At 54.6% G+C, this 12,548-nt stretch carries 10 protein-coding genes and 1 tRNA gene; 1 reads left to right on the top strand and 10 read right to left on the bottom strand.

Features of this window, described 5'->3' with window-relative positions; genetic code table 11:
* From Enr10x_RS30315 to Enr10x_RS15805, 3 genes are all read right to left on the bottom strand, one after another.
* The coding region (locus Enr10x_RS30315) for a hypothetical protein (protein WP_232093025.1) at positions 1–245 on the bottom strand (245 nt) is incomplete at its 3' end.
* 47 nt (positions 246–292) lie between these two features.
* Positions 293–377 (bottom strand) — tRNA-Leu (locus Enr10x_RS15810).
* Between the two features lie 114 nt (positions 378–491).
* The gene (locus Enr10x_RS15805; protein WP_145450640.1) at positions 492–1,277 is read right to left on the bottom strand and encodes a sensor histidine kinase; all 786 of its coding nucleotides are present in this window, start codon (positions 1,275–1,277) and stop codon (positions 492–494) included.
* 383 nt (positions 1,278–1,660) lie between these two features.
* On the opposite strand from Enr10x_RS15805, the gene Enr10x_RS15800 reads away from it, so the two are divergent.
* Positions 1,661–4,663, top strand: coding sequence for a PVC-type heme-binding CxxCH protein (locus Enr10x_RS15800; protein WP_145450639.1), 3,003 nt, complete (start codon positions 1,661–1,663; stop codon positions 4,661–4,663).
* 5 nt (positions 4,664–4,668) lie between these two features.
* Here Enr10x_RS15800 and Enr10x_RS15795 read toward each other — a convergent pair whose 3' ends face one another.
* The 7 genes from Enr10x_RS15795 to Enr10x_RS15765 all read right to left on the bottom strand — a co-directional run bounded on the left by Enr10x_RS15795 (position 4,669) and on the right by Enr10x_RS15765 (position 12,504).
* Complete coding sequence (locus Enr10x_RS15795; protein WP_145450638.1) at positions 4,669–5,670, bottom strand: glycosyltransferase; 1,002 nt, start codon at positions 5,668–5,670, stop codon at positions 4,669–4,671.
* A gap of 319 nt (positions 5,671–5,989) precedes the next feature.
* The gene (locus tag Enr10x_RS15790) at positions 5,990–7,183 is read right to left on the bottom strand and encodes a hypothetical protein (protein WP_232093024.1); all 1,194 of its coding nucleotides are present in this window, start codon (positions 7,181–7,183) and stop codon (positions 5,990–5,992) included.
* Positions 7,180–8,469, bottom strand: coding sequence for a glycosyltransferase family 2 protein (locus Enr10x_RS15785; RefSeq protein ID WP_145450637.1), 1,290 nt, complete (start codon positions 8,467–8,469; stop codon positions 7,180–7,182). The genes Enr10x_RS15790 and Enr10x_RS15785 overlap by 4 nt, the downstream gene beginning before the upstream one ends.
* A complete protein-coding gene (locus Enr10x_RS15780; protein WP_145450636.1) occupies positions 8,466–9,050 on the bottom strand; it encodes a serine O-acetyltransferase in 585 nt (194 codons plus the stop codon). The genes Enr10x_RS15785 and Enr10x_RS15780 overlap by 4 nt, the downstream gene beginning before the upstream one ends.
* Positions 9,051–9,076: 26 nt before the next feature.
* Positions 9,077–10,483: a glycosyltransferase family protein gene (locus Enr10x_RS15775; protein ID WP_145450635.1), complete on the bottom strand. Its 1,407-nt coding sequence runs from the start codon at positions 10,481–10,483 to the stop codon at positions 9,077–9,079.
* A gap of 25 nt (positions 10,484–10,508) precedes the next feature.
* Entirely contained in the window at positions 10,509–11,243 is a 735-nt protein-coding gene (locus Enr10x_RS15770) for a polysaccharide deacetylase family protein (protein WP_145450634.1), read from the bottom strand.
* Positions 11,244–11,253: 10 nt separating this feature from the next.
* Positions 11,254–12,504 carry a glycosyltransferase gene (locus Enr10x_RS15765; protein ID WP_145450633.1) on the bottom strand — a complete coding sequence of 417 codons (1,251 nt, stop codon included), beginning with the start codon at positions 12,502–12,504 and terminating at the stop codon, positions 11,254–11,256.
* Between the last annotated feature and the right edge of the window lie 44 nt (positions 12,505–12,548).

Here is a 12,548-nt window from a genome sequence, read left to right as displayed (position 1 = left end):
ATAATGATGCACACTCTTGCACAGACCAGCCCACGGTCAATGTTCTCTCCTTCGAACAGAGCGAGTGCAGCCGAGCAGAAATTGCTGAAGACAAAGGTTTCGCGGTCTGTTGTAACTGCTGGCAACATTGTGATGGCGCAGAATAACCTCTTCTCGTCGGAAACGGCGAGAAGGTCACTGATCAATGTCATCGCAACTTCAATGCAATTGCGTCCGCGATTTGTCCAAGGTGAATCGCGGCGCATCAAAAAAGGACTTACGCCAGATAGACGTAAGTCCTTTCATATCATAGTACCGGAGGTGGGACTCGAACCCACACGAGGTTTACCCCCACTGGATTTTGAATCCAGCGCGTCTGCCGATTCCGCCACTCCGGCTTGGGAATAAGAGTATATAGTATAACGTTTTATGGAAATCAATGGAAACAGGCAAAAAACTCACGACCAGTGTACAGACTTGGGCGTGCCTGTTACGAGGATTGGATCATCAGCTCAGGCAGCTTCAATCGCAGCCGTGGAGAGCGGGAATTTCAGCGTAAACGCAGTCCCCTTACCGACGGCACTTTCCACGCGGATCCGTCCGTTGTGGGCTTCCATGACCTCTTTGGCGAGAGATAATCCGAGCCCTGTTCCCCCCTGGCCGTTCTCGTCCGCCTCTTTGGTTGTGTAAAACTGTTCAAAGATGTGATGCAACTGCTCGGACGAAATTCCCGAACCACTGTCGCGGACAATCACCTCTGCCAGATTGGATTCAGAATTGACTCGCACAGCCAGATCCAGTCTGCCGCCGCCCGGCATTGCCTGGCGGGCGTTCACAATCAGATTGACAAGCACCTGCTGAATCTGGTTCGGATTCAGGACCACTTCCGGTTGGGCTTCGAAGTGCGTATGCAGATTGACGCGGTTCATCATCAAATCTTTTTCCACCAGGGCGATCACGCTTTTGACCAGCACTACCAGGTCAACCGGCTCCTGGCGGCTTTCATTCCCGCGGGCATAGGACAACATCCCGGTAGTGATCTTGGCTGCCCGCTGACCGGCGGAGAGAATTTTGGTAAACGCTTTGTCGCGGCGTTCTTCCTCTTTGTGTCGCAGGCCGAGCTTTGCGTAGTTGATCACTGTGGTGAGAATATTGTTGAATTCGTGAGTGATCGAAGAAGCCAGCGCGCCCACCGAACTCATCTTCTGGGCCTGAATGAGTTGCTTCTGGTAATCCAGGATCTGCGCTTCCAGTTCTTTGACACGGGCTTCGAGATTTTCGACGGTTTGCTGAGACATAAACCTGACACATCCTTGTGAGGCGAATTTGTTGTGGAATCGAACACTCTGCTAACTCAGGGCTGGCGAATTCTGAAGAGTGTTTCAGTTGCGCTATCTTTTAAAGATATCGGCTGCTGGTAACCGCTAATCCAGAACGTGAGCAGCGACCTGATCCAGTCGCACCAGAATGAATCGCCAGACTCCTGTTATGTAAAATCGCAAGGATTGAAAAAATAGGGGGAGTAGGTGCTTGTTGGACGAGTAAACTCAGGTTTCTGGGAAGAAGTAAGCCGCAAATCGGACGTGGGATTCCGTCGATCCCGCTTTCTTTTTCCCCATCACCGCTGTACGCTTAAACGAATCTAACTCTATACGATCTATCGGGTTTCAGAGGATATCTTATGCGCTTTACTTCCATCGCCTTGCTGACAATGCTGTTGACGCTTGCTGGTCAGAACTCGCTTGTTTCTGCTCAAACAGAGAATCAGGTGACCGAATTTCCCCGGTCAACCGATCCGCGCATCCAGATAGAACTCTTTGCAGAAAACCCCCAGATTGTGACGCCTACGGGAATTGACGTCGACGAGTGTGGGCGGGTCTGGGCCATCGAAAGCAATACGCATTTTCCCCCCGAAGGATATCGACGGGCCGACTCAGATCGCATCCTCGTCATGTCGGACACAGAAGGCGATGGCAAGGCAGATCAGATCGTGCGCTTTGCAGACGGATTGACTTACACGATGAGTGTCGCCGTCAAACCGACCTGGCTGAAATACCTGGAAGGGGATGCAGACAAAGGCAAAATCTGCCGGTCGAATCAGGTCTTCGTCGCCACTCGCAATGAAGTCTTCCTCATGTCTGATGATGATGGCGATCTCAAAGCGGACCGCAAACAGTCTCTGTTAAAAGTCGAGACCCCCGGCAGCTATCCCCATAATGGGCTGGCTGGCTTTGCATTCGATGCTGCCGGCTGGATGTACATCGGCTTTGGAGAAAATCTGGGCGCCGAATATACCATCACCGGAGCGGACGGAACCGCTTATTCCGGGGGTGGGGAAGGGGGCAACGTCTATCGCTGTCGCCCCGATGGAACCGAACTCAAACTCTGGGCCACCGGTTTCTGGAATCCGCATGCCAGTTGTGTCGATGCGTTCGGCCATCTTTTCACCGTCGACAACGATCCCGACAGCCGTCCCCCGTGCCGCTTGTTGCATATTATCCAGGGGGGAGATTACGGCTACCGGTTCCGCAATGGTCGCAAAGGCTTGCACCCCTTTACCAGTTGGGATGGGGAACTACCGGGGACGCTGCCGATGGTCGCAGGGACCGGTGAAGCACCCTCTGGTATTCTGGCCTACGAGTCAGACGGGCTCCCGAAAGAGTACATTGGTAATCTGCTGGTCACCAGCTGGGGCGATCATCGCATTGACCGTTTTAAGTTGAAACCCAAAGGGGCCACGTTCACCGCCACGCGGACACCGTTGATCGAAGGGGGCGAAAATTTCCGGCCGGTCGGTATCGCCACTGCGCCGGATGGCAGCCTGTATTGTACGGACTGGGTGCTCCGCGATTACAAACTGCACGGCAAGGGACGCATCTGGCGGATCTCTCGCAAAGGACAGAAATCAATTTCCCCGGAAAAGACCATAGCCATGCAGCAGCCGGAAACATATCTGGCGCAGGTGCAGAAATCACTGGATTCAGCGCACCTGCCCACCCGACGTCTGGCCGCCTGGTTGATCGGTACAGAAGGGGGCCAGACGCTCCGCAACATCGTCAACAATCAGGAACAACCTCTGCGGACGCGTTACGAATCGATGATGTACCTGGCTGATAATTCTACCGATGTCCCTGTCATCAATGCGCAGCACGCGACAAAACAGGGGGGACCATATACGCCTCTGGATACGGAAATCATGAAATATGACAAAAAAAATCTACCGGTCAATCGGATTATCTCTCTGCTGCAGGCCAGAGACGGCAGTGATCCCAGCTATCTACTCTACAGTCTTCAGGGACTGATTCCCACGATTCGCGAGCTGGGCAGTTCCCGCTCTGCAGAGTCCGGGAAGTTACTCGACCAGGTCGTCGACGTACATGATCCGTTTATCGATTCCGAATTGATTCGACTGATTGCTCAGACGTTTCAGGAAGCCGACTTCAAGAAAACGCTGAACCATACCGATGCCCTCTCTTCCCGCTTACGGCTATTGATCATCCTGGCAGCCCGCAGGCATAACCCGCAGGCGATCGATGTGATCAAAGTCGCGTTGAGCAATCCGGAACCGGAACTGCAGCGGGCGCTGGTGCAGTGGATCGCGGAAGAGAATCTGGTCGAGTTGAAGCCGGAAGTCCTGAACATCATGAACAGCAAAGAGCTGGAACCGCAGTTGTTTGATGCCGTGCTGGCGGCGGTTCAACTGCTGGAAGGCGAACAGCGGTCCCGCAATGACGAAGCACTCGGGATTGAATTCGCGTTGAAAATTCTCAAAAACGAACAGTATTCCCGCAATGCCCGGGCGCGGGCCTTAAGCGTCATTCCGCCTCAGCATTCGCAGCTCACCGCTGCAATTCTGAAGTCGTTCCTGCAGTCAGGACATCAGCCCAGCGTATTGGCTGCGATTCGTGTCCTGCAGCTTGCTCCCCGTAAGGCATTGCTGGGAGAGTTACGGGAATTGATTGCAGATCAGACCGAATCGGAACTGATTCGCACCGAAGCACTGGTCGCGCTGGCCGCAGGGATCCCGTTGGAACAATCACACGACGCATCGACGGCACTGCTCCTGGCGACACTCAAAGATCCTCAGCCAGCGGTCCGCGCGGAAGCCTTGAGAGCCCTGCGGGCGCTGAAGGAAGAGCAGAGCGTATCGGAAACGCTGTCAAAACTGCAATCGGGAACCGAACCGGAGATTGCCGATCTGGCGGCACTGGCCGCAGGCAAAAACATGCCTGCGTTAAAGTATGAAGATGTCGCTGAAGGGGGAGATCCGGGAGCCGGTCGACGGATCTTCTTTCATCCAAACAGCGTGCGTTGTTCCCAGTGTCATACCGTCCATCATCAGGGAGGGCAGGTCGGCCCTGATTTATCGGTCGTGGCCCGGGCCATGGACCGTAAAAAACTGGCCCAATCCATTCTGCATCCCAGTGCTGAGATCGCCCCCCAGTTCACTGTCTGGACGTTCCTGATGGAGAGTGGCAAGGTCATCAATGGCCTGATTCTGGGAGAGGCCAACAAAGACAATCTGACCGTCGGCACCGTTGACGGTAAAGTGCTTACCATCAAACGCAAAGAGATCGAAGAACAGATTCCGCAGAAAGCCTCTCTGATGCCAGAGAAACTGAGCGAAAGACTGACGAAACAGGAACTGCGCGATCTGATCGCCTACCTGCAGACCTTGAAATAACGGGGTTAAGCGGCAGCCCGCTCTTCTGCAGGACCCTGATCCTGCTGATCGTCCGACTGGCCTGCACGTTTCGCGCGCTGAATGCGGTAGGCAATCTCTTTGGCAATCGCCTGGTTGAAGGCAATCTGGAACTGATGGAACGAGAACTGGGCGGCACAACACCAGCCGATCACAGACTGGCAGCGCTGTGGACGCAATTCCAGTTCACGCATGGCGGAGATCAGCGATTGCGATGTCTGTTCAAAAAAATGAATTCCGCTGCCCAATCCATGCTGCTCAAAGCAGATCACCGATTGAGCCGCTTCACAACCTCCAAAAATCACCACCGGGGCGCCACAGCTTTGCGCTTCGAGTGCAGACAGATCGAAGTCGACATCGCGGGGACAGATTACGGCTTTGCAGAGCCGGTACTGGTCTCGCAGGATCGGATCATCAACGGCACCGATGATTTCTACCCGCGGTTCATTATGCACCGCGGGAGGAACCTGATCTGCCGGTATGCCGACGATCGACAGACTCTGTTTCAGTGCGACGCACGCATCAACGGCCAACTGCTCCTGGACAGTCCAGGGGCCATCGACGACCAGCAAATAAAAGTCGTTCCGTTTTTCAAAACCGGAGCTGAAAAAATCGGTATCGACAGGGGGCCGTACAAATGAGGTAAAGCGGTCCCGGTTCTGGTTCAGCAGTGTCTTCGTTGGTACGGCAAATTCGATTTCGGTCAGCGAGTTGACCAGCTGGTGATCGATCGGATTCTGATTACTGGCGAGTGGTTCCAGGTAGCACATATGCAACTGGTGATCGTTGCACTTGATCGATGCAGCAGCTTCGAGGCTCGTACTGATGATCAGATCAGCCTGGGAGACATCGACTTCCTTCTCCAGAGAAAAACCGGTACCAAAACGGGCGATCGTGGAGGAATGAGGCCAGGTTTGATTCAGTGCTTCCCAGATACTGTATTCGATGCGCGTATGTGAAACGCCTGTATGCACTAATATGACACTCATTTGTTTCCTCCTTGAAACGATGATGAGTTTGAATCGGATTCTGTTGAAATCCTGACAGCAGCGGCTTCGCTGCAGGATCTGCTTGAAGAAAGGTCAAAAAGGGAAATGATTTACGTTAGAAACTCAAAGCAGACAACAGAGAAAGGATTCATTCACAGAGACTGTGGTCTAGTAACCACAGGCCTGAATTAAAACGGATTGCAACGAGCTGTTTTGAACTGCTGCCCGTCTGTGTGCTGATATTGACAAATCTTAATAATCTGGTCAATCCGAATCTGTCAGGAATCCCCTGCTGTCCCGGTGTATTCGGGAAATCAGTTTATACGGTGACCGCAGATTCCCTGGGCTGGATTGAGTGAATCACCTCGAAATCGGGGGTCGTCAGGCCCTGTTCCGCCTGATGAATCAAGGCAGCCATTTCCCAGGCAGTCACATAATAGTATTTCCACTCCGGATGCCGTGCCGCTTCCCGTTGCAGTTCGGCGTGAAACGCCTCCGTTTCCGGTCCCAGCAGAGTCTCCAGGTTGCCTGGTTTGGCGCCATGGGTGTGCAACTTAATAAAGGTCCACTCGGGCCGCCCCGCGACATGCACATCTGCCGAGAGCCAGTGTCGGAAACGTGAAATGGTGGCAGGGCGGCCTCCGTGCAGATCCGAGTTTTCAATGCCGGGCATGAAGCCCCACTTGCGCTGGTTCCAGTCCAGACCCAGGGGGCCCTGAATCATCAGCAGGCTGTCCCGCTCGGGGGCCTGACCGACGCGTGCGAGTCTGCCCTGGTCGTGCGATTTGCACCGTCCGGGCTGGTTCTTCGCGTAATAGATGCTGTTGATGATCCGCGTCTGTGTGTCACTGGGGGCCGAAGGCATCGTCAGGTCGGCGTAGCAACCCGTTTCCAGCAGGATATCAATCTCATTCTCTACGCCACACCAGCGTCCGTCCGGTCGTGAGTTACACAGCGCCCAGTTGCCATGAATGAAGCTGTACAGGATCTCTCCAGTCTGGGGGTCTTTGCGCAACAGACCGTGTCGTTCGTAGAGTGTGGTCCGAAATTCGTTCATCTTCTGACGCAAGCCATCCGCGGTATCGTTGTCGTGATGCAGATGAATTTCGACATCGCCATAGCCCTGTTTACAGAGCCGTGCCAGGCGATCCAGGTATTCGGGCTGATACTGATCCTGCGGAAAGAAGAACGTATGTTGCGGCACCTGTCCCCGTGAATCACTAAAGCGGGCAAAGCGGGCCGGGTACTCTTCGCACCAGCGATCGACGCGCGCGATGGCTTCCGCTTTCTGGGGATTGCCCCATTCCGGTTCATAATGATCGCAGACCGCGATGAAAATATGCCGGGGCTGTTCCGCGGTGAATTTGACATGCGGGTCCTGCCGCTTCTGAAACAGCCAGGCGGGCAGCCAGTACTGCATATTCCGGGCGCGAATGGCCAGTGAAACGAATCCGACGGCTCCCATCACCAACAGGCTGAGGATCGAGATACAGGCAAACAGGATTGTATTCATGACAAACTACTTTGTGAAAAATGAGAAGGAACGTCACTCTCAACTGTTTCTGAATCAGACTCGTTGTGTTCTTCGATGGGAAACTGTTCATCCACCGATACAACATGCGAGGAACTGCGGGCAGTCCGTTCCCAGGTACCGGTCTGCCTGGTAAAGAGCCAGCGGAATAGCCCCATGCCCAGCGCCAGATTCATCTGGACGAACATGCCGGGGACCCGACAGAGTTTGCGGACCAGTCCGCCACCGCTGCCCAGTTTCATTCCCAGAAAGGCAGACAGATAGAACAGCCCCTGGCCGAGCAGTGTCACCTGGTAGAGCGGCTGGCTCAGCAGGCATAAATTTGCCAGCAGGGCGACGGTCATGAAAACCGGGCAGAACCAGCGCATCAGTTTATGCGACCAGAAGGCAAACGCGATGTAGCCATAACGGGGACTCAATAACCCCTTCAGGTGCCGTAAACTCTGAAATCCGCCGGTGCCGATGCGAACCCGACGTTTGAATTCGGCCTGCACGGAAGTCGCGGTCTCTTCAGTGGCGAAGGCAGAACCGTCATAGATCAACCGTCGTCCCGCCAGATGCACACGCATCCCGATCAGGAAATCATCGATGATCGTTTCCGGGGGGATCGGGGTATAAATCGACTTCCGCAGGGCATACAGGGCGCCGTTGACTCCCAGAACCGCTCCCAGGCTGGTTTCACACTGTTTCAGGAAGTTTTCGTATTTCCAGTACAGACCGTCAACATTTTTCCCTGTTGCCGCGTCTTCCAGAATGAGTTGGCCGCAGACTCCGCCGATGGTTTCATCTGCAAAATGTTTTACCAGCTGTTTGATGCACTGGCGGTCCATATGCGTATTGGCATCGGAAAAGACCAGGATTTCACCGCGGGCGGCAGGCACGCAGTCATTCAAGACGGAAGACTTGCCGCGGCGTTCTTCAAATTGCAGCAGGCGAATGCGGCTGTCGTTAAACGTGCTGACCAGTTCGCCGGTCAGATCTTCGTTCCCGTCACAGCCGATCAGAATTTCCAGTTTATCGGGCGGATAGTCGAGCAGGACCAGGTTGTTCAAGCGTTCCAGAATCACATCTTCTTCGCGGTAGGCAGCGATGATGATCGATACAAAGGGGAGCTCCTGTGTGCGAACCGCTTCTGACTTTTCAGTGGTATTTTCCTGACGGCCCTGACGTCGCGAGAGCAGCCAGACCAGGAGTGGATAGCCTGCATAGGCATAGGCGATTAACGCGAGTGATCCCCAGAACAGACTGACAACGATGATCGAGTTCATGGTGCCACCTTTGGCTGATGTTGTTTGTAAGGGAGTTCGGCTTGATTGATTTCTGCTTTGGTGACCGACTCCGCTTCCTGATGGACTTTAATCACCCTGGCGGGAATTCCGCCGACGGTCGTGTGTGGCGCGACGTCTTTGACAACGACGGCATTCGCACCGATTTTGGCATGAGAACCGATGTTGACCTCGCCGATGACCTTGGCACCGGCGCCGATAAAAATATCGGAACCCAGGTGGGGCGAAGTATTGCGTTCCGCACCGATGGTCACCTGGTGTTCCAGTTTGATGTCATCACCGGCCTTGACGGAGCCATTAATGACAATTCCCTGGCTGTGGATGATGACGAATCGGCGTCCAAAATCCGCGCCGCGCCCGATGATGCACTGGCAGAAAATCGCATTGCATTTGTTGAAGATCATCGCCAGCGGCGCCAGTTTCCAGACCCCCGCCCACTGCATCAGGCGATACCAGAGCATCGACATCGTGCCGTCGGTCAGGCAGGTTTTGAGCAGGCTCCGCGCAGTCACGCTGCCGTAGCACCATTCTGATTTTGCTTTCAGGTCTTCCCAGAATTTCATGTTCTGCCCGTTTGTTCTTGATGGATTCAGATCTGATGGTGTACCAGTTGGTTTAACAGCTCCGCCAGTTGTCCGGCCTGGTGTTCCCTCTGGAACTGATTCATCTTTTCAGGATGAGGCATCGGCGTGACAGCCTGGCCCTGCAGGCGGCCGGTCAGCCAGCTGGCGAGTTTTCCGGTTTCACTGGCACGGAAATTCCCCTCTGGCCAGAAGTCCTGCAGAATGCCCGCGGTTTCTCCCACAGGAGTGATCGACAGGATTTCCTTCTGGATCGCCAGGTATTCAAATAATTTCGCAGGTGCCACACGGTCAGCTCCTTCCACATCGCTGAGCAGCAGACAGAGTGCGTCGGCTGCGGCCATCTTTTTGAGCGCTTCGTGGTGGGCACAGTAGTCTTCCTGAATCAGAGTGCAGTCCGTCCGGTCCAGCCGCTGCAGCAGTTCCCGTTGTTCCGGTGTTTTTCTGCCGATTACCTGCAGTTCAAGATGCTTCAGCAGGGACGGCTGTGACTGATGCACGGCTTCAATCGCACGCACCAGAGGTTCAATGGTGGTCAGGTTCCAGAGGGTACCGGTATAGACAATGCGAAACCGCCTTCCGCTTTCAGGTGAATAAGGCCGACTGACATCAGTCGGCGTGTCAAAGTCGTCCGGATCGAAACCGTTGTAGATACATTGTCCGACAGGAGCCGCACCGAACTGCTCTGCCCGGTCCAACAGACGCTGAGTGCTGGCCCTGGTGGTGGCGACAATCGCGTCGGAGTGCCGCATGACTTTTTTCTGTAACCGGGTCTGAATCAGATCCGAGAGATGATCTTTCTGGTGGTTTTCCAGGTACTTGCTGCTCAGGTCCCATTCATCACGAAAATCAGAAATCAGCGGCAGATGAAACAGTCGCTTCAGCTTGCTCGCCAGGATCAGGTTTGAGTAGGGCGGGGCGGTCGCCAGGATTGCATCATGAGGCATCCGCTTCAGCAGTTGCTTGCCCGCTTTGAGTGCATTCGGATACCACAGGATCTGGGCATCGGGCTGCAGGAGCAGTCCCGCACCCGCTTTGACCGCTTTCTTACAGGTCGATTTGAGTGGCGACAACAGTCCCGTTTTACGGGGGCCGTCGTTCTTATTCGCCATATTCTTTTTGAGTGCGTAATCCGGTTCCCACGTGCGTGCTTTTTCCAGATGTGTGCCTTCAGGAATATCGACCAGCAGGCTGTTGTCGAACACCGGAACCGAGGGATTCGCGGCCATCAACACGCTGACATCCCAGCCGAACTGTTTCAGATATTTCACGAACTTGACGGGACGCTGCACGCCGGCACCGCCGACCGGAGGAAAATGATAGCTGACCAGCAGCAGCCGTTTTCGGGGTGACTGGGGGCCCGGCTGTTCTCCCGAATCCGCAAGGTCAACTGGTTTGGAAAGGATGGTCGACATAACTTACTGCTTCCTGTGTATGGATTCAGGCGTAGGCCCGATGATTGATTTGGGTTTGATTTGCAGAGCAGCCGAGCCAGTGGCTGACCCCCAGTGACTGGATATTGTATTGCTGGTTTTCTGAGAGCTGACGGACGGCTTCTATCGCATAAGGGTGATTGTCGTGCATCAGACAGAAGTTCCCCGCCGCTGGTTGATAGCCTTCGCACCACTGATTGATCTGTGCGGTATCCGTCATCTGGTAATCCCGGGGATCGGTATCCCAGAGCACGATGGTTTTGCGGCGTCGCCAGAGTCCCAGCATTTTTCCCAGGGACAGTTTCCCTTTGGGAGGGCGTACCAGCCGGGGGATACATCCGGTGATTTCATGGAGTATCTGATCTGTCTGGCTGATCTCTTCCAGAAACTGCTTTGCTGAGGTCAGGGCAGGTTCGCTGTGGGTCAGCGTGTGATTACCGACTTCATGTCCTTCCCGAATCATCCGCTGAATGATCTCAGGATACTGCAGTGCCTGGGATCCGATGACAAAAAACGTGGCCTGCTGCTGATAGTGTTTCAGCACATCCAGCAGTCGGGGGGTAAATTCGGGATGCGGACCATCGTCAAAGGTCAACGCGATGGGGATCTGAGTTCGCGGATCGGAATGCGCTGCCAGAGATGGTGTCGGAACCTGCAGCCGTGGCGCACCCTGTACCAGGAACAGTCTCCGGGGAATGACTGCGGTCAGGGAATGCTTTATCAACTGGCGAAGCTGGTTCATGCTCTGTTCTTCAGACTGGTTGTTTGAGTTTTCTATTCTTGCGACGATAAGACGATCTGGTTTTCTGTTGTTGTGTTAAACCGGACGAATACCGGGTACAGCAGTCAGACAGGATCTGACTGAGCTGCAGTGCCGACTCTTGCCAGGTGACCGGCTCAAAAGCCCGCTCGCCTCGGGGAGCATGCGAGTCCAGCAGTTCCGTCAGCGCCTCTGCCAGTTCATCAGGATTGTCCGGGGCTACCAGGCGATCCAGGTCAGGATCGGCGATCTCTGGGATGCCGCCCACGTGACTGGCCACAAATCGTCCACCGCAGGAAATCGCTTCCAGCAGCACATTGGGCACTCCCTCAGACAGGCTGGGTAAGGCAATAACATCGGCTGCCCGATACCAGTCTGCCAGCCGGGACTGTGGTTGTGATCCCTGCAACTGGAAAGATCCGTCTAATCCGTACTCTGTCACTTTCTGGCTTAAACTGGAATGTAAACCGCCATTACCTAAAACATAGCACGTAAATGGTGTCCCCTGCTGACTTATTTTCGCGCAGGCCTCCAGCAGCACGGCATGTCCTTTGACCGGTTCCAGGCGTCCGACACTGACGATGATTTTCCCCTCCGGATCCAGTCCCAGTCGCTCACGGGCGGCCTTCTGGTCTCCGGGGCTGAAGCGACTCCGATCGACACCGCGGTATACGGTATGAATTTTTTCCGGATGGATCTGCAGTTGTTCGACGGCCCGCTGAATGTCCTGGCTTACGGTGATGACTGCATCCGACTGCTGCAGCACACCTTGGATGGCGCGTTTACGATGACGATTCCGGGTCAGCAGCAACACATCGCTGCCGCCGGTCATCACGACCGCGGGAATCCCATGCTCGCGGGCGGCTCTGACGGCAACTTCTCCATCGGGGTGTAGCCAGTATGATAGAATGACATCGGGCCGGAAGCGGGCAATGGCTTTGTTCAAGGTGGGCCGGATCGACCAGTACAGGAACTGTCCGTAATGTTGGTGCAGTATTTTCGGTGGGTAATAAAACCGCGGGTAATCTGCACGCATCCCGTTGACAGCATCATAAGGCAACCAGTTCGGATCCAGTCGTGCACGCTGCTTCATGCGAGTCGCACAGGTTTCAATCCAGGAGACCGGTGAGACTACATGCGTTTGATGCAGTTCTCCCAGGGCCTGCAGCATGGCGGCATTAAAGGTCCCTTTGCGGGGCTGAAGAGAATTCGGAAATACATTGGATAGGAACAGGATTTTCATACGGTTTCTGTCTTTCCGTGGTAGTACACCACAACTTCGTTTCA

Origin of the sequence: Gimesia panareensis, assembly GCF_007748155.1 — a bacterium.
Lineage (GTDB): Bacteria > Planctomycetota > Planctomycetia > Planctomycetales > Planctomycetaceae > Gimesia > Gimesia panareensis.
Note: the sequence above shows the minus strand (reverse complement) of the source record. Positions and strands in the feature narration are given on the sequence as shown.

What these genes read in the sequence shown, in the direction of transcription:
- Enr10x_RS15780 (WP_145450636.1), bottom strand. Translation starts at nt 9,050, where the DNA reads ATGAAATTCTGGGAAGACCTGAAAGCAAAATCAGAATGGTGCTACGGC.
- Enr10x_RS15775 (WP_145450635.1), bottom strand. Translation starts at nt 10,483, where the DNA reads ATGTCGACCATCCTTTCCAAACCAGTTGACCTTGCGGATTCGGGAGAA.
- Enr10x_RS15770 (WP_145450634.1), bottom strand. Translation starts at nt 11,243, where the DNA reads ATGAACCAGCTTCGCCAGTTGATAAAGCATTCCCTGACCGCAGTCATT.
- Enr10x_RS15800 (WP_145450639.1), top strand. Translation starts at nt 1,661, where the DNA reads ATGCGCTTTACTTCCATCGCCTTGCTGACAATGCTGTTGACGCTTGCT.
- Enr10x_RS15805 (WP_145450640.1), bottom strand. Translation starts at nt 1,277, where the DNA reads ATGTCTCAGCAAACCGTCGAAAATCTCGAAGCCCGTGTCAAAGAACTG.
- Enr10x_RS15765 (WP_145450633.1), bottom strand. Translation starts at nt 12,504, where the DNA reads ATGAAAATCCTGTTCCTATCCAATGTATTTCCGAATTCTCTTCAGCCC.
- Enr10x_RS15785 (WP_145450637.1), bottom strand. Translation starts at nt 8,469, where the DNA reads ATGAACTCGATCATCGTTGTCAGTCTGTTCTGGGGATCACTCGCGTTA.
- Enr10x_RS15795 (WP_145450638.1), bottom strand. Translation starts at nt 5,670, where the DNA reads ATGAGTGTCATATTAGTGCATACAGGCGTTTCACATACGCGCATCGAA.
- Enr10x_RS15790 (WP_232093024.1), bottom strand. Translation starts at nt 7,183, where the DNA reads ATGAATACAATCCTGTTTGCCTGTATCTCGATCCTCAGCCTGTTGGTG.